The sequence below is a fragment of the Nocardia sp. NPDC051911 genome (genome assembly GCF_040681035.1).
Taxonomy (GTDB): domain Bacteria; phylum Actinomycetota; class Actinomycetes; order Mycobacteriales; family Mycobacteriaceae; genus Nocardia; species Nocardia sichangensis.
The window spans coordinates 74,647-90,956 of the sequence record NZ_JBFAXY010000012.1 but is presented as its reverse complement, the minus strand read 5'-3'; the positions used below and the strand labels follow the sequence as shown (position 1 = coordinate 90,956).

The following is a 16,310-nucleotide window of genomic DNA, read 5'->3' as shown; positions in this document are numbered from 1 at the left end:
GCGAGCTCGTCAGGACGCGTGGGTGCTGTTGGGTCTGCGGCCTTTGGTGACGGTGCCTTCCCGCCGTCCAGGCGGCTTCGCGCGGTACATCGCCAAGTCCGCGTCGTGCAGCACCGCCTCCGGGCTGCGCCGGTCGCCCACCCCCAGTTCGGTGACGCCGATCGAGGCGTTCACCTCGATCCGGTGCCCGCGCGCGATGATCGGCTCGGCCATGGTGGAGCGCAGCCTGCTCACCAGCGCGTCGATGTCGACGCGGCGGGTGCGGCCGGACAGCAGCACCAGGAATTCGTCGCCGCCGAGCCTGCCGACGATGTCGTCGCCGCGCAGGGCGCGCTGCAGGCGCTGGGCGACGATCTGCAGCACGGTGTCGCCGATGGCGTGCCCCAGCGTGTCGTTGATCGTCTTGAACCCGTCAAGATCGATGAACAGCACGGTGGACACCGGCAGCAGTTCCTCGGTGCTGGCCAGCGCGGCGGCCAGCTGGGACAGGATCAGCGAGCGATTGGCCAGCCCGGTCAGCGAGTCGTGCGTGGCCTGATACTCCAATTGCCTTCTGCTGGCGCGGAATTCGGTGATGTCGGCGAAGGAGGACACCGCCGACGAGCGCGGATCGCCTGGATTGAGCAGGCGGCTGCTGCCCGACAGCCAGCGCCGCTGGCCGTCCACCCGGTCGACGCCGAAGACATAGCCGGTGATCGTCTCGCCCGTGGCGAGCGTGCGCGCCACCGGATGGCGGCTCGGCGGCAGCGGCTGGGCGTTCGCGTCCAGCAGCACCAGCGGCAACGACTGGATGGTGCGCCCGATGACCATGCCGTCGGGCCCCTCGGTACCGAAGATGCGCTTGGCCGCCGGGTTCATCGACTCGATCCGGCCCTCCGGATCGATCACCACGACGCCCTCCTCCAACTGGGACACGACCGTGGTGAAGTAGTGCTCGGCCCTGCGCTGCGCGGCCTCGGCGTGGCGCTGGGCGGTGAGGTCGTGGATGACCACCTGATAGGCGAGGTGATCGTGCCAGGCGGTCAGCACGGACACCGTCTCCACGGGCACGGTGCCGCCGTCCACCCGCATCAAGGTCATCTCGGTGGGAATCGAGGCCGCGCCCGCGGTGGTGAGGGTGCTGATGCGGTCGAGCATCGAGGGAACGGAGGCGGGGTGGACGAAGTCGGTCAGCGGGCGGCCGATGATCTCCTCGGCGTCCTCCGCGGCGAGCAACCGGACGGTGGCCGGGTTGACGTAGACGACCCGGCCACGCTCATGCACACAGATCCCGTCCGGGGTGTGCTCGACCAGGGAGCGGTAGCGCGCAGCCAGCTGTTCGGCGGCGTCGACCGCCGCGGCCAGCTTGTCGTCACCCACTCGAACCCCCGATCATCGACCCCATTATGGCCATTGGAACACGGGATTATTCTGGTATCGACGTGGACAAGATCACATCCTCCACGCTATTGCTTCGATCACAGTACTGGCACGTTCTCGGGCCGGATCCGGCGATCATGGCAGAAACCGGTTTCTGCGTCGAGGCGGGGCAGACGGTTCGGCCCGCCCTGGGAGCCGGTGAAGGAGCGATACATGCCGGGTGCCGACCCGAACGCCGCTACGCGGTTCCGCACCGATCCGCGGGGGCCTCGAGACAACATGACCATCGCCGGGATCGGCGCGATCACCGGGTACGGATGGGGACGTGAACAGCTGTGGGACGGCTTGCTCAGCGGCAAGTCGGCGGCGGCTCTGCAACCGGGCTACGGGCCCGGCCGCGACGACGACGCGTGGGTCGCGCTCGTCCCCGACGGCGGGGACCCCGAGGTGAGCACGAGCCGGTACGGGCGGGCCGTGCACGAGGCGGCGCGGGAGGCCGTCGCCGACGCACGCGACCGGGGCTGGCGGCCAGGCCGCACCGTCGGCCTGCTGCACGCCATCGTGCTCGGCGACGTGGTGAACTGGCGCGACTTCTACCTCGTCGACGGCGGCCGCCGCCGGTCGAGGGACTACCTGCGGCTGTTGCCGTCCACGCCGGTCTCGATGCTGATGCAGGAATTCGGCTTCCACGGCCCGGCGATGAACATCTCCGCCGCGTGCAGTTCCGCCAACGTCGCGCTCATCACCGCGAAGCTCTGGCTGGACGCGGGCATGGCCGACGACGTGATCTTCGTGGCGACCGACCTGTCCGCAACCCCGGACATGCTGGACAGTTTCGTGCGGCTCGGCGCCGCGGTCGCCGACGCCGAACCGCTGGACGCCTGCCGTCCCTTCCAGGAGGGCAGTCGCGGGTTCAGCATGGGCGAGGCCTCGGTGGCGTTCGTGCTGACCCGTTCGGTGGATCGGCCCTATGCGGCGGTGCTCGGCGGCGCCATGTCCAACGACGCCTATCACGTGGTCTCGGTCGACCCGACGCACGAGCAGATCCTCGACTGCGCTCGCGGCGCGCTCGCCGCCGCGCACGTCACCGCCGCCGACGTGCGCTATTTCAACGCGCACGGCACCGGGACCCGGCAGTGTGACGTGGCCGAGCACCATCTGCTCGCGGACGTGTTCGCCGACCGCCCGCACATCTACGCGGTGAAGCCGCTTGCGGGCCACTGCCAGGGCGCCGCGGCCGCCGTCGAGGTCGCGGCCGCCGCGCTCGGCTACGACCGGGGCATCGTGCCCGCGGCCCCGATCGTCGCGCCCGCGCATCCACGGCTGCTGGACGGCCCCACACCGTTCGAGGGCGGCATCACCGTGAAGCTCTCCCTCGGTATGGGTGGCAACAACTCCGTCGTGGTGCTCGGCGCCGCGTGATCGTGGCCGCCACGCGAGGTGCGGCGCGGGCACTCGCCCCGGGCCGAGCCTGAATTCCGCCTGCGCCAGTCTTTTTCGCTCGATGGGGACTTTCGGCCCTGTTCGCGGCATCCCCCGCGGTGCTGGCATGGGGTGGGACGAATCGATCCGGAAGGCGGGGCAATGCAGATGGTCTCATCGGGGCTGCGATTCGCGTCGGACCAGTGGACGGCGGCCGCGGGGCCGGAAGTGGCGGTGACCACGCGTGGGGAGGTCTCGGCCATGGACGTGACGCGGGCGGTGCGCGCCATCACCCGGGTTCTGCGCAGGCATCATCTCGACGGGCCCGCCCGGGTGCGTCTCGGCGCGCCGCCCGATCCGGAGGCGCCGACGGTGGTCCAAGTCGACGTCCACCACCGGGATGTGGTCACCCGGGTGCAGGTCACCGGGCCGCGCGGGTTCGCGGTGACCTTCGCCGCCGAGCGGCTCGACCGCCGACTGGCCCGCTCGGCCGCGGGTGAGACGCGGACCTGGCCCGATCCGGCCCGCCCTCCGCTGGCCCGCGCGGGTGCGCCGCGTCCGATCGTGCGCCGCAAGCGGTGCGTCCTGTCCGTCTGCACGCCCGCCGAGGCGGTCGCGGTGCTGGACGCCATGGACTACGACGCCCACCTGTTCATCGACGCCGAGACCGGTGCGGACGCGGTGGTGCACTGGGCGGAGGCGGGCGTGCGACTCGTCCGCCAGTGGGCGACGTATCCGCCGATCCGGTCGACGGAGCCGGTGCGCGGCACCCCGCCGATCCTGGCCGACGCGGCTCCCGCCGCCTGCCTGGACCCGGCCGAGGCCGCGAACATCCTGTGCCACAAGGGATTGCCGTTCCTGTTCTGTACCGATCCGGGTAGCGGGCGTGGCGGGTTGCTGTACCGGCGCCACGACGGCGACCTGGCGATCGTGCTGCCCGCCTGACTCTCAGGCCAGCGGCGCGGACCAGTGCACCCTGGTGCCGCCGCTGTCGGTCCGCTGCACAGTGCAGTGACCGTCGGACATGCTCGCACGCTGCGCGAGGTTGGCCAGACCGCTCGGTGTCACCTGCGCGGGCATCCCCGCGCCGTTGTCCTCGACGAGCACGGTCAGTTCGTCGCCGACGGTGATCTCGACGGCGAGCCGGTTCCCGCCGGAATGGCGCACCGCGTTGCTGACCGATTCGCGCACCACGGCTTCCGCATGGTCGGCGAGTTCGTCGCCGACCACCGACAGCGGCCCGGAGAACCGCACACTGGTCCGGAACGCGCCGTCGGCGGTCTGCTGGCGGATGGCGTCCTCGAGCCGACGGCGCAGTGGGTCGCCGCCGTGCAGGTCGAAGATCGACGTACGGATCTCCTGCACGACCTCCTGCAGACCGTCCATCTCCACCGAAAGTCGTTGCCGCACCACGGGATCCTCGGTGCGGGCCGCGGTGGCCCGCAACCCGAGCCCGACCGCGAACAGTCGCTGGACCACATGGTCGTGCAGGTCGCGTGCGATGCGGTCGCGGTCGGCGAGCACGTCGAGTTCGCGCATTCTGCGCTGGGTCTGGGCCAGTTGCATGGCCAGCGCCGCCTGATCGGTGAACGCGGCGGTCAGGTCCACCAGTTCGCCGGGGTACGGGGGACACCCGGGTGGCCGCACCACGATCAGCACACCGAGCGCGAGGTCCGCGGTCTGCAGTGGCAGCACCAGCGCGGGCCCCGCCGCGCCGACCTCGGCCCCGAGATCGACCGATTCGGCGTCGGCTAACCGCACCGGCGCGCGACGAGTGAACGCCGTGCCGGTGGCGGTATCCGCGATGCGCACCCGCTCCGGGCCCCCTCCGGGGCCGAACCATTGCGCCACAACGAGTTCGGTGGCTTCATCGGGCGGCGTCCCCGGCGCCACCACGGCCAGCAGCGCCTGCTGCGAACCGGTCAGCGCGCGGGCGCGCGCCACCACCTGCGCGAGCACGAGATCCGGCGCCGTGCCCGCGAGGAACTCGGTCGCGATGTCGCGCGTCGCCTCGATCCACGCCTGCCTGGTCCGCGCGGATTCGTACAGCTTCGCGTTCTCGATGGCGATACCCGACGCGGCGGCCATGGCGAGCACGATGGCCTCGTCGTCCTCGGTGAACGACTGTCCCCCGGCCTTTTCGGTGAGGTAGAGATTGCCGAAGATCTCCTCGCCGACCCGCACCGGGACGCCGAGGAAACTGCCCATCGGCGGATGGCCGGGCGGAAAGCCCACGGCGGCCGGATGTTCCGACAGATCGTCCAGCCGGATCGGGTGCGGGTGCGCCGGCAGCAAGCCCAGTACGCCGTGTCCCTCGGGGGAGCGGCCGATGTGGGCGGCCGTCGCGTCGTCGACGCCGTGGAAGATGAACTCGACCAGCCGGTCGTCGTGGCCGCGGATGCCGAGCGCGCCGTAGCGGGCCGCGACCGAGCGGGTGGCGGTTCGCAGCAGGGCGCGCAGGGTGTCGAGCACCGTTGACGGGAGATGCTGGGTCAGGATCGTCATGGATGAGTGGGGGAGGCCGGTGGGGGGCGCACAGCGGGCTCAGTTTAGTCGGGGACCGGTGCGCGCGGGGCGCAGTTGTGCGGAGTGGTGACCGGTCTCGCCGGAGACATCCGCGCCGCGCTTCTGTGGGTGCTCGCACCGTGCTGACCAGTTCGTTCGCCGCGCGTGCTCGAGGTTTTCCATCCCACCACCGCGGAGTGATCTCGCGCACCGCGCATCCGTTGGGGGCGTCGCCGGCCGCCCTGCGTCGGGCTGCCTGCCGTAACTGTGTCGACCAGGGAATGCCGAATGACGTCGCGCTGTTGACCAGTGGTGCCGGGAGGGCGATGCTACGGAGGCGTCCTGGCCCGTTTCCCGGCTCATCCGCAACGTCCGGCCACAGGGGTCCCGTCATTCGCCCAGGTGACGGCCGGTCCGCGAAACTTGTCGGTGCCCATGCCTAGCATGGCGGCCGGGGGTATGTCTGGACGCCGAACACGAAGGAGAAGGGACGGCCGTGGCGGAACGCCTCACTGTGCGCGGAGCTCGGGAGCACAACCTCAAGGGTGTCGATCTCGACCTGCCCCGCGACAGCCTCATCGTGTTCACCGGTCTGTCCGGCTCCGGCAAGTCGAGCCTGGCCTTCGACACGATCTTCGCGGAGGGGCAGCGGCGCTACGTCGAGTCGCTGTCGGCGTACGCGCGGCAGTTCCTCGGTCAGATGGACAAGCCCGATGTCGACTTCATCGAAGGCCTCTCGCCCGCGGTGTCCATCGACCAGAAGTCGACCAACCGCAACCCGCGCTCGACCGTGGGCACCATCACCGAGGTCTACGACTATCTGCGGCTGCTCTACGCGCGAGCAGGCACGCCGCACTGCCCCGTCTGCGGCGAGCTGATCGCAAAGCAGACGCCGCAACAGATCGTCGACCAGGTGCTGGCCATGGAGGAGGGCATCCGATTCCAGGTGCTCGCGCCGGTGGTGCGCACCCGCAAGGGCGAGTTCGTCGACCTGTTCGACCAGCTCAACACCCAGGGCTACTCCCGCGTGCGGGTGGACGGCGTGGTGTATCCGCTCACCGATCCGCCGAAGCTGAAGAAGCAGGAGAAGCACGACGTCGAGGTCGTCGTCGACCGCCTGGCGGTGAAGCCGAGTTCCAAGCAGCGCCTGACGGATTCCATCGAGACCGCGCTGCGCCTGGCCGACGGCATCGTGGTGCTCGACTTCGTCGATCGCGACGAGCACGCGCACGACCGGGAGCGCCGCTTCTCCGAGCGCCTCGCCTGCCCGAACGGCCACCCGCTCGACATCGAGGACCTGGAGCCCCGCTCTTTCTCGTTCAACTCGCCCTACGGCGCCTGCCCGGACTGCACCGGCCTCGGCATCCGCAAGGAGGTCGACCCGGAACTGGTGGTGCCCGACCCGGCGCTGAGCCTGAACGACGGCGCCATCGCGCCGTGGTCGCGCGGCCAGACCGCCGAGTACTTCACCCGGCTGCTCTCGGGCCTCGCCGATTCCATCGGCTTCTCCATGGACACCCCGTGGCAGGATCTGCCGCCCAAGGCGCGCAAGGCCGTGCTGGAGGGCAGCGCCGACCAGGTGCACGTCTCCTACACCAACCGCTACGGCCGCAAGCGCTCGTACTACGCGGACTTCGAGGGCGTGATGCCGTTCCTGCAGCGGCGCATGGAGAACACCGAGTCCGAGCAGATGAAAGAGCACTACGACGGGTACATGCGCGACATCCCGTGCCCGGTGTGCAACGGCGCCAGGCTGCGCCCGGAGATCCTCGCCGTCACCATCGCCGCGAACGGCGACAAGAAGTCCATCGCCGACGTCAGCGATCTGTCCATCGGCGAGTGCTCGGCGTTCCTGAACTCGCTCACCCTGGGCGAGCGCGAGGCGGCGATCGCGGGGCAGGTGCTCAAGGAGGTGCAGGCGCGGCTGGGCTTCCTGCTCGATGTCGGCCTGGAGTACCTCACGCTGTCCCGCGCGGCGGCCACCCTCTCCGGCGGCGAGGCGCAGCGGATCCGGCTCGCCACCCAGATCGGCTCCGGCTTGGTCGGTGTGCTGTACGTGCTCGACGAGCCGTCCATCGGCCTGCACCAGCGGGACAACCGCAGGCTCATCGAAACCCTCACGCGGCTGCGCAATCTGGGCAACACGTTGATCGTGGTCGAGCACGACGAGGACACCATCCGCGCGTCGGACTGGGTGGTCGACATCGGCCCGTTCGCCGGCGAGCACGGCGGCACGGTGGTGCACAGCGGGCCCTACGAAGAGTTGCTCACCGATCCGAACTCGCTCACCGGGGCATATCTGTCGGGCCGGGAACGCATCGACGTGCCGCTGGTGCGCCGCCCGGTCACCAAAAAGCGGCAGCTCACCGTGGTCGGGGCGAGCGAGCACAACCTGAAAGGCATCGACGTCGCCTTCCCGCTCGGTGTGCTGACCTCGGTGACGGGCGTCTCCGGATCGGGCAAGTCGACGTTGGTGAACGACATCCTGGCCACGGTGCTGGCGAACCGGCTCAACGGCGCCCGGCAGGTGCCGGGCAGGCACACCCGGGTCAACGGGCTCGACCACCTGGACAAGCTGGTGCAGGTGGACCAGTCGCCGATCGGCCGGACGCCACGGTCCAACCCGGCCACCTACACCGGCGTCTTCGACAAGATCCGCACGCTGTTCGCGGCCACCACCGAGGCGAAGGTGCGCGGCTACCAGCCGGGCCGGTTCTCCTTCAACGTCAAGGGCGGTCGCTGCGAGGCCTGCTCCGGCGACGGCACGCTGAAGATCGAGATGAACTTCCTGCCGGACGTCTACGTCCCCTGCGAGGTGTGCCACGGCGCCCGCTACAACCGGGAAACCCTCGAGGTGCACTACAAGGGCAAGACCATCGCCGAGGTGCTGGACATGTCCATCGAGGAAGCCGCCGAGTTCTTCGAACCGGTCACCTCGATCCACCGCTACCTCAAGACCCTGGTGGACGTCGGGCTCGGCTACGTACGTCTCGGCCAGAGCGCTCCCACCCTCTCCGGTGGTGAGGCCCAGCGGGTGAAACTCGCCGCCGAGTTGCAGAAGCGGTCCACCGGCCGCACGGTGTACATCCTCGACGAGCCGACCACGGGCCTGCACTTCGAGGACATCCGCAAGCTGCTGAACGTCATCAACGGCCTGGTGGACAAGGGCAACACGGTGATCGTCATCGAGCACAACCTGGACGTCATCAAGACCTCCGACTGGGTGATCGACATGGGTCCCGAGGGCGGCTCCGGCGGCGGCACCGTGGTGGCGGAGGGCACGCCGGAGGAGGTCGCGGGCGTGGCGGACAGCTACACCGGTCAGTTCCTGAAGGAAGTGCTGGACCAGCCACCCGCGCCGCAGAGCGTCGCGAAGAAGGCTCCGGCGAAGAAGACCGCGGGCAAGGCCACCAAGCGTCCGGCGAAGAAGGCCGCGGCGGTCGGCTGACCTCTCGTCCGAAGCGGGCGCGGTCCGGGTGCGCCGGGCCGCGCCGCCGTTCGTTCAGCGGTTGGCGATGGCGTGGATCAGTTCGGTGAGTTCCTTCGGCTTGGACCACATCGGCCAATGTCCCGTGGGCAGGTCGACGTACTCGGCGTCGATGCGTGCCAGTTCGGCGAAGAGGGGAGTTTCACCGTTGTCGCGCAGCTTCTCGACCACGTCGGCGGTCATGCTGCTGCAGATCACGGTGGTCGGGACCGACAGGCGGGCGTCCGAATCGCTCAACCGGAGCGGGGCGGCCGCGACGGACGTGGGCTCCGACACGGCACGCTCCCGAAAGCGCGCCAAGGCGGCCTCGTCCAGGCCCGCCAGGCTGTTGCCCGCGGCCTCCAGTTCCGGCCATTCCGGCAGAATCCATTCGCGCACGGCGACGTCGAGCGCGGAGTTGATGACGAAACCGTTCGGCAGCGGCGCGCTGTCGACGTAGATCGCCCGGCGGAACAGCTCGGGCGCGCGGTCGATGGCGAGATAGGCGGGCGCCGCCCCGCCGGAATGCGCGACGAGCACGACGGTCTCGCCCTCGGGCACCGCATCGACGATAGCTTGCGCCTGGGATTCCAGGGTGGCCGACAACCGGTCCGGGTCGGCTTCATCCAAGCCGGGCAGTGTGAGCGCCACCACCTCGTTGCCACGCCGCCGCAGATCGGGTGCGACCTCGTCCCACGCCCATGCACCGAGCCAGAATCCGGGAGCGAGAAGAATCCGAGTAGCCATGGGCTCACTGTGCCCTACCCGTTGGGATATTTCCTAAACATCGTTGTACCCACCGGTATTTCGCTCATAATGCCGCCCTTACTTCGGAATTCTCTTCTCGACCGGGCGGAACGCGGAGGATCGATCGGGGCGGGTGCCTGACCCGCTGCGGCCGGTCGATGGTCGGCGCGGCGCGGTGTCTACTCCCATCGGGCTCGGAACCGAACGAGGTCAGTAGACCGGGCCGGTGTACTTCTCGCCCGGGCCTTTGCCCGGCTCATCGGGATGCGCGGAGGACTCACGGAACGCACGTTGCAGCGACTGCAATCCCTCGCGCATCGGTCCGGCGTGGGGCCCCAGGTACTCCACCGACGCCGTCACGAGTCCGGCCAGCGCGGTGATCACGCGGCGCGCCTCGTCCAGGTCACGCTGCGGGCTGGTCTCGGGGTCCTCGTCCGCCAGCCCGAGCTTCTCGGCCGCCGAACTCATCAGCATCACGGCGGCGCGGCTGATCACCTCGACCGCTGGGATGTCGGCCAGTTCGCGTACGGAGGCGTCGAGCTCGTCAGTCATGCCTTCAGGCTAGCGACGCCGCCCGGAGCATCCGGAGGTGGCCGATCTCGGTGATGTCGGCGAGGTGGATCCCGGCGAGTGACCAGGTCGGGTCGAACTGCCATCGCAGCAGGTCGCGGCGTGGTTTGGGCACCGGGGGAGCGTGGCATGCCGGACGCGGCCGGGCAATGATTCGCGGCCGATTCGGCGATAGCCGAACGGAATGTTAGACTTTCCGCTGACGACCGCCCCGGGCTGCCCCGGGGCTGATAAGTGGAGCCCGACTCCCACCGTTGCCGACGAGTCATCGTACGGTCCAGCGGTCCGGTCACTCACCCGCGAGGGTGGGTTTCTCGTGCCGGGGTTCTCATGGAGAACCCTGCCGCGCGAGAGTCGACCCGAGTTCGCTCGTGGTCGGTGATCGGTCGACATCGGGCCCCGTGCGCGGAATACCGCACCGGGGCCTTCGTGTTGAACAGGGGTTGCAGTTATTGCGCGCGGTCGTCTGACGACACCGCTTGACCTAGGAGGCCCCATCAGCACTGAGACCCGCATCAACGATCGCATCCGTGTTCCCGAGGTCCGGCTCATCGGACCGGGCGGCGAGCAGGTTGGGATCGTGCGTGTTGAAGATGCACTACGCGTCGCCCTCGAAGCCGACCTCGATCTGGTCGAGGTGGCACCGGATGCCCGTCCGCCGGTCTGCAAGATCATGGACTACGGCAAGTTCAAGTACGAGACGGCGCAGAAGGCGCGCGAGTCTCGGAAGAACCAGCAGCAGACGGTGATCAAGGAGCAGAAGCTCCGCCCGAAGATCGACGACCACGACTACGAGACCAAGAAGCGCAACGTCGTGCGCTTCCTCGAGGCCGGGTCCAAGGTCAAGGTGACGATCATGTTCCGGGGACGCGAGCAGTCCCGCCCCGAACTCGGTTTCCGGCTGCTGCAGCGGCTGGCGTCCGACGTCGCCGATCTCGGTTTCGTGGAAACCTCGGCCAAGCAGGACGGTCGCAACATGACCATGGTCCTCGCCCCCCACAAGGGCGCGAAGACCCGGGTGAAGGCGCAGCAGGAGTCGGCTTCGCGCCCGGCGCCCAGCGCCGCCCCGGCCGGTCAGCCCGCCCCGGAGCAGGCCGAGACGGCCGGCCCGCAGTAACACCGATCAGAACACCGGCGGTCCGCCCCGACCGCCGGGACGACAGATAGAGGAATCCATGCCGAAGATGAAGACGCACAGCGGCGCCTCGAAGCGATTCAAGGTGACCGGCAAAGGCAAGCTGCTGCGCCAGCAGGCGAACCGTCGCCACCTGTTCGAGCACAAGCCCAGCCGCCGGACTCGTCGTCTGGACGGTGTGGAAGTCGTCGCCTCCGCCGACGTCCGTCGCGTGAAGAAGCTGCTCGGTCTCTGATCGCGCCCGCGCGCAGACCGGCACGCACTCGCGACCGGAGTTACCTCCGTCGCCACCCCGACCCATTTCCGGGCGCCGCCCCGCGCCCCCAGATCGAACAGGACTGACCAGTGGCACGCGTCAAAAGGGCCGTCAACGCTCAGAAGAAGCGCCGTTCCATCCTCGAGGCCTCCAAGGGCTACCGCGGCCAGCGCTCGCGGCTGTACCGCAAGGCCAAGGAGCAGCAGCTGCACTCGCTCACCTACGCCTACCGGGACCGCCGGGCGCGCAAGGGTGACTTCCGCAAGCTGTGGATCGCGCGCATCAACGCCGCCGCGCGGATCAACGACATCACCTACAACCGCTTCATCCAGGGCCTGAAGGCCGCCGGTGTGGAGGTGGACCGCAAGATCCTCGCCGAGCTCGCGGTGTCGGACGCCGAGGCGTTCGCCGGCCTCGTCGCGGTCGCCAAGGCCGCCCTGCCGCAGGATGTCAACGCGCCGGCCGCCTGAGTCGCGTTCGTTGACACCCGGACGACTTTCGGAACGACCCGTGGAAGCGCTCAGTGAGCGCAATCCGCGGGTCGTTTCCGCTGTCAAGCTGCAACGCGGAGCGCAGCGCCGCAAAGCGGGCCGATTCCTCGCCGAAGGAGCCAATGCCGTCGCCGCGGCCCTGGAGACCGCGCGCGTCCACGAGCTGTTCTATTCGCAGGCGGCCGCCGAACGCGACCACGCGCTGATCGCGGGGGCGTCCGCGGCGGGCGTCCGCACCACGCTGGTCAGCGACCGCGCGGCGGAGCATCTCGCGGAAACGGTCACAGCGCCGGGCTTGGTGGCGGTCTGCGATCTGCTCGACGTGCCCTTGGCCACGATCCTCGACGCCGGACCCCGGATGCTCGCCGTCCCGGTCGAGATGGCCGAACCGGGAAACGCCGGCACGGTCATCCGAGTCGCCGATGCGGTCGGCGCCGACGGCGTGGTGCTGGCGGGCGACACGGTCGACCCGCACAACGGCAAATGCGTGCGAGCCAGCGCGGGCAGCATCTTCCATGTGCCGATCGCCCGGCACCGCGATGTCGCCGAGACGCTGGATGCGATCGCCGCGGCGGGCATCACGATCCTCGCTACGGCGGCGACCGGCGAGGTCGACCTCGACGACGCCGACGAATTGTTCACCGAACCGGTGGCCTGGCTGTTCGGCAACGAGGCGCACGGCCTCGACCCGGCCGTCGCGCGCCGCGCCGACCACCGCGTCCGCATTCCCATTCGCGGCCGCGCCGAGAGCCTGAATCTGGCGACGGCCGCCGCGATCTGCCTGTACGCGAACTCGCGCGTGCGGTATTAGATTTCCAGCGCCTGCGGCGCGGGCCGCGAACGGAATTCAGTCGCCTTCGGTGCTCAAGTTCTCCAGGATTTCTGTCGCCCACGTCGTGGGGACCGCCTCCGGACCCGCCACTCGCATCGCGCTCATGACGGTGAGCAGCATTCCGGTGGAGAGGAAGCGGCGCGTCTCGGTTTCCGGTGCTCCGGTCAGTTCGCGGATCAGGTGGTAGATACCGCCGAACCTGGCCCGGACCTGGTCGCCGATCTCCGGGTCCGCGCTGGCCGCGAAGCCGTGCAGCAGAAGTTGGAGCAGTTCGCGTTCGGCGAGGAAGACCGAATAGCCGGTGGCGAGGGCGGCGAGGGCTTCGTCGGGGGCCGCCTCGGGCGATGCCTCGGCGCGCGCGGCGCGGAAGATCTCCTCGATCCGGTCGCAGACGCGGTGCTGGGCGGCGCGGAACAGGTTCTGCTTGGTGCCGAACAGCCGGATCACGTAGGGCTGTGACACGCCCGCTCGCCGGGCGATCTCGTCGGTCCTGGTAGCGGCGTAACCGCATTCGGCGAACGCGGAGACCGCCGCGCGCAGCACCTGCTCGCCCCGTTCGGACGCCGTCATCCTGGTTCTGGTCGCCATCGTTCTCCATTTTCGCTGGTACCGACCTTGCTCTTGACATGTTATCAGTCGATGCATACCGTTTCGAGCATTAGTTATCAGTCGATTACAACAAGGACTGGACATGACCGAGACCCTTCCATCCGCCACGGCGACCGTCGCCGCGCCCGATGCGACGATCGGCGGTCGCAGGCTCGCCGCCGTCCTCGCCGCGGTCGGTATCCCGATGTTCATGGTCACGCTGGACAACCTGGTCGTGACGAACGCGCTGCCGGTGATCCGCACCGAGCTGGGCGCCTCGCTGGCCGACCTGCAATGGTTCGTCAACGCCTACACGCTGTCGTTCGCCTCGCTGTTGCTCACCGCGTCCGCGGTCGGTGACCGACTGGGCAGGCGGCGGATCTTCCTGCTCGGTATCGCGCTGTTCACACTGGCGTCCGCGGTCTGCGCGCTGGCGACCGGACCGGGCATGCTCATCGCGGCGCGGGCGGTACAGGGATTCGGCGCGGCGGGGGTGATGCCACTGTCGCTGACACTGTTGTCGGCGGCGGTGCCGGAGAAGATGCGCAGCGCCGCCATCGGCATCTGGGGCGGGATCGCCGGCCTCGGCGTCGCGCTGGGGCCGCTCATCGGCGGCGCGGTCGTCGAAGGGCTGAGCTGGCAGTGGATCTTCTGGGTGAACGTGCCGATCGGCCTGGTCGTGCTGCCGTTCGCGCTGCGGGTGCTGGCGGAGTCGCACGGCGGCAGCCGACGAGTCGACCTGTTGGGACTGCTGCTGTCGGCGGGCGGCGTGCTGGCGGTGGTGTGGGGCGTCATCCACGGCGCCGATGATGGCTGGACGTCTCGTGGCGTGCTGTCCGCGCTGATCGGTGGCGTGTTGCTGCTCGGTTGCCTGATCGCCTGGGAGCTGCGCACGCGGGAGCCGATGCTGCCGCTGCGCCTGTTCCGCTCCCGCGCGTTCCGGGTGAGCAACATGACCGGCTTCACCTTCTCGATGGGCGTCTTCGGCTCGATCTTCCTGCTGGCCCAGTACTTCCAGGTCGTGCAGGGCTACGGACCGCTGCAATCCGGCATCCGCACCATGCCGTGGACGATGGCGCCGATGGTGGTCGCTCCGCTGGCGGGTTTGATCGTCGACAAGGTCGGCGCCCGTGCGCTGCTCACCACCGGGCAGACACTGCTCGCCGTCGCGCTGGGCTGGATGGCGTTGGTCACTTCCGTCGACGCGAGTTACCTGTCGTTCGTCGGTCCGTTCCTGCTCGGCGGGATCGGCATGGGCCTGACCTTCGCGCCCGGCGCGACCGTGGTGATGGCCGCCGCGGCGGAGGAGGACCGCGCGATGGCGTCTGGAACCAACAACACCCTGCGGGAAGTCGGTGTCGCCATGGGCGTCGCGGTGCTGGCGTCGGTGTTCGCGGCGCGGGGCTCGTACCTGGATCCGCAGAGCTACGTCGACGGACTGGTGCCCGCGGTGTGGGTGGGTGCCGCGATCGTGGCGGTCGGCGCGCTGGGGTCGCGGTTGCTGCCCCGCCACATCACCGCCGCGCGCTGACCGCACTGTCGCGCGCTGATCGCGGAGCGCCCGGTCACTGGGTATCGGCCAGGGCCGGGCGTTTCGCGGCGGCTGTCGGAGCTGGTCTTTCGCTGCCCTGACCGGTCACCGCCTGCGAGCCTGTGATGAGTCGCGCCGTTCCGGACGGGTAGTGGAGCGGGGCCGGCGCGCGCCCGTCCGGCTCGCGGGTACCACACGGCTCGCGCGGCGTGGCGGGTAATCCGCGTGAATCCGCCGAGGCCCATCGAATACGATTGCGACCAGCAGCAATGCGGGCAGGCGTGCAGCGGTGCCCGCGAATTGATCCCCAGGGGAGAGACGGAGCATCGTGGCCGACGACATCGACGCAGGCGAGCAGAACGCGGCGCTGACCGAGGAGGCACTGGCCGCGGCCGCGGCGGCCGCCGAGAAGGCGTTCGCCGCTGCCGCCGACCTGGATGCGCTCGCGGTCGCGAAAACCGAGCACCTCGGCGGTAAGGCGCCGCTGGCGCTGGCCCAACGCGCGCTGGGCAGCCTGCCCAAGACGGAGAAGGCGGACGCGGGCAAACGGGTCAACGTCGCCAGGTCCAGGGTGTCGGAGGCATTCGAGTCCCGCCGCGCCGCGTTGCTGGCCGAGCGCGACGCCGCCGTGCTGGTCGCCGAGACCATCGACGTGACGCTGCCCGCACGCCGGGCGGCCGTCGGCGCGCGGCATCCGATCACCGTCATCTCCGAGCAGATCGCCGACGTGTTCGTCGCGATGGGCTGGGAGGTCGCCGAAGGTCCCGAGGTGGAGACCGAGCACTTCAACTTCGACGCGCTGAACTTCCTGCCCGACCATCCGGCCCGCACCATGCAGGACACCTTCCACATCGCGCCGGAGGGCTCGCGCCAAGTGCTGCGCACGCACACCTCGCCGGTGCAGGTGCGTTCGATGCTGGAACGCGAGCTGCCGATCTACGTGGTCTGCCCGGGCCGCACCTTCCGCACCGACGAACTGGACGCCACGCACACACCGGTGTTCTCCCAGGTCGAAGGCCTGGCGGTGGACAAGGGCCTGACCATGGCGCATCTGCGCGGCACGCTGGACGCGTTCGCTCGCGCGCTGTTCGGACCACAGACCCGCACGCGCATGCGGCCCAACTACTTTCCGTTCACCGAGCCCTCCGCCGAGGTCGACGTGTGGTTCCCGGACAAGAAGGGCGGTGCGGGCTGGGTCGAATGGGGCGGCTGCGGCATGGTGAACCCGAAGGTGCTGATCGCCAGCGGGATCGACCCCGAGGTGTACAGCGGGTTCGCCTTCGGCATGGGCCTGGAGCGCACGCTGCAGTTCCGCAACGGCATCCCGGACATGCGCGACATCGTCGAGGGCGACGTGCGTTTCACGCTGCCCTTCGGTATCCGGTCCTGACCCCACCCTTCGATCGAG

General features: G+C 69.5%; 15 protein-coding genes. 9 read left to right on the top strand and 6 right to left on the bottom strand.

From position 1 onward, the window contains the following. Positions 1–9: 9 nt before the first annotated feature. Positions 10–1,359 carry a diguanylate cyclase gene (locus tag AB0L97_RS17165; protein ID WP_364430355.1) on the bottom strand — a complete coding sequence of 450 codons (1,350 nt, stop codon included), beginning with the start codon at positions 1,357–1,359 and terminating at the stop codon, positions 10–12. A 279-nt stretch (positions 1,360–1,638) separates the two neighbouring features. On the opposite strand from AB0L97_RS17165, the gene AB0L97_RS17160 reads away from it, so the two are divergent. Both AB0L97_RS17160 and AB0L97_RS17155 read left to right on the top strand, forming a co-directional pair. After that, complete coding sequence (locus tag AB0L97_RS17160) at positions 1,639–2,781, top strand: beta-ketoacyl synthase N-terminal-like domain-containing protein (protein ID WP_355078341.1); 1,143 nt, start codon at positions 1,639–1,641, stop codon at positions 2,779–2,781. Between the two features lie 162 nt (positions 2,782–2,943). Beyond that, a complete protein-coding gene (locus AB0L97_RS17155) occupies positions 2,944–3,726 on the top strand; it encodes a sigma 54 modulation/S30EA ribosomal C-terminal domain-containing protein (protein WP_364430352.1) in 783 nt (260 codons plus the stop codon). 3 nt (positions 3,727–3,729) lie between these two features. On the opposite strand, the gene AB0L97_RS17150 is transcribed toward AB0L97_RS17155, so the two are convergent. Beyond that, complete coding sequence (locus AB0L97_RS17150; RefSeq protein WP_364430349.1) at positions 3,730–5,286, bottom strand: GAF domain-containing protein; 1,557 nt, start codon at positions 5,284–5,286, stop codon at positions 3,730–3,732. Between the two features lie 496 nt (positions 5,287–5,782). Between AB0L97_RS17150 and uvrA the strand changes: the two genes are divergently transcribed. Then, the gene (gene uvrA, locus AB0L97_RS17145; protein ID WP_364430345.1) at positions 5,783–8,734 is read left to right on the top strand and encodes an excinuclease ABC subunit UvrA; all 2,952 of its coding nucleotides are present in this window, start codon (positions 5,783–5,785) and stop codon (positions 8,732–8,734) included. 54 nt (positions 8,735–8,788) lie between these two features. Here the strand turns inward: uvrA and AB0L97_RS17140 are convergent, their stop codons facing one another. The 3 genes from AB0L97_RS17140 to AB0L97_RS17130 form a co-directional block, all read right to left on the bottom strand. Continuing rightward, on the bottom strand, positions 8,789–9,499 hold the full coding sequence (locus AB0L97_RS17140) for an alpha/beta hydrolase (RefSeq protein ID WP_364430342.1): 711 nt from the start codon (positions 9,497–9,499) through the stop codon (positions 8,789–8,791). A 210-nt stretch (positions 9,500–9,709) separates the two neighbouring features. Next, positions 9,710–10,051, bottom strand: a complete 342-nt coding sequence (locus tag AB0L97_RS17135) for a DUF1844 domain-containing protein (protein ID WP_364430339.1) — start codon at positions 10,049–10,051, stop codon at positions 9,710–9,712. A 4-nt stretch (positions 10,052–10,055) separates the two neighbouring features. Next, a complete protein-coding gene (locus AB0L97_RS17130; RefSeq protein ID WP_364430336.1) occupies positions 10,056–10,184 on the bottom strand; it encodes a hypothetical protein in 129 nt (42 codons plus the stop codon). A gap of 351 nt (positions 10,185–10,535) precedes the next feature. On the opposite strand from AB0L97_RS17130, the gene infC reads away from it, so the two are divergent. The 4 genes from infC (at position 10,536) to AB0L97_RS17110 (ending at position 12,762) form a co-directional block, all read left to right on the top strand. Then, complete coding sequence (gene infC / locus AB0L97_RS17125; protein WP_355078340.1) at positions 10,536–11,186, top strand: translation initiation factor IF-3; 651 nt, start codon at positions 10,536–10,538, stop codon at positions 11,184–11,186. A 58-nt stretch (positions 11,187–11,244) separates the two neighbouring features. After that, complete coding sequence (rpmI, locus tag AB0L97_RS17120; protein WP_355078204.1) at positions 11,245–11,439, top strand: 50S ribosomal protein L35; 195 nt, start codon at positions 11,245–11,247, stop codon at positions 11,437–11,439. A 110-nt stretch (positions 11,440–11,549) separates the two neighbouring features. After that, a complete protein-coding gene (gene rplT / locus AB0L97_RS17115) occupies positions 11,550–11,930 on the top strand; it encodes a 50S ribosomal protein L20 (RefSeq protein WP_039797323.1) in 381 nt (126 codons plus the stop codon). Between the two features lie 40 nt (positions 11,931–11,970). Continuing rightward, a complete protein-coding gene (locus AB0L97_RS17110) occupies positions 11,971–12,762 on the top strand; it encodes an RNA methyltransferase (RefSeq protein ID WP_364430331.1) in 792 nt (263 codons plus the stop codon). A gap of 36 nt (positions 12,763–12,798) precedes the next feature. Here the strand turns inward: AB0L97_RS17110 and AB0L97_RS17105 are convergent, their stop codons facing one another. Next, entirely contained in the window at positions 12,799–13,371 is a 573-nt protein-coding gene (locus AB0L97_RS17105) for a TetR/AcrR family transcriptional regulator (RefSeq protein ID WP_364430328.1), read from the bottom strand. A 103-nt stretch (positions 13,372–13,474) separates the two neighbouring features. Between AB0L97_RS17105 and AB0L97_RS17100 the strand changes: the two genes are divergently transcribed. Together AB0L97_RS17100 and pheS are read left to right on the top strand one after the other, a co-directional pair. Continuing rightward, the gene (locus AB0L97_RS17100) at positions 13,475–14,902 is read left to right on the top strand and encodes an MFS transporter (RefSeq protein ID WP_364430325.1); all 1,428 of its coding nucleotides are present in this window, start codon (positions 13,475–13,477) and stop codon (positions 14,900–14,902) included. A 328-nt stretch (positions 14,903–15,230) separates the two neighbouring features. Continuing rightward, a complete protein-coding gene (gene pheS / locus AB0L97_RS17095; RefSeq protein ID WP_364430322.1) occupies positions 15,231–16,292 on the top strand; it encodes a phenylalanine--tRNA ligase subunit alpha in 1,062 nt (353 codons plus the stop codon). Positions 16,293–16,310 lie beyond the last annotated feature (18 nt).

Coding starts and splice junctions, on each gene's coding strand:
- AB0L97_RS17155 (WP_364430352.1), top strand. CDS start 2,944: ATGCAGATGGTCTCATCGGGGCTGCGATTCGCGTCGGACCAGTGGACG.
- AB0L97_RS17135 (WP_364430339.1), bottom strand. CDS start 10,051: ATGACTGACGAGCTCGACGCCTCCGTACGCGAACTGGCCGACATCCCA.
- AB0L97_RS17105 (WP_364430328.1), bottom strand. CDS start 13,371: ATGGCGACCAGAACCAGGATGACGGCGTCCGAACGGGGCGAGCAGGTG.
- rpmI (WP_355078204.1), top strand. CDS start 11,245: ATGCCGAAGATGAAGACGCACAGCGGCGCCTCGAAGCGATTCAAGGTG.
- AB0L97_RS17160 (WP_355078341.1), top strand. CDS start 1,639: ATGACCATCGCCGGGATCGGCGCGATCACCGGGTACGGATGGGGACGT.
- AB0L97_RS17100 (WP_364430325.1), top strand. CDS start 13,475: ATGACCGAGACCCTTCCATCCGCCACGGCGACCGTCGCCGCGCCCGAT.
- AB0L97_RS17140 (WP_364430342.1), bottom strand. CDS start 9,499: ATGGCTACTCGGATTCTTCTCGCTCCCGGATTCTGGCTCGGTGCATGG.
- AB0L97_RS17150 (WP_364430349.1), bottom strand. CDS start 5,286: ATGACGATCCTGACCCAGCATCTCCCGTCAACGGTGCTCGACACCCTG.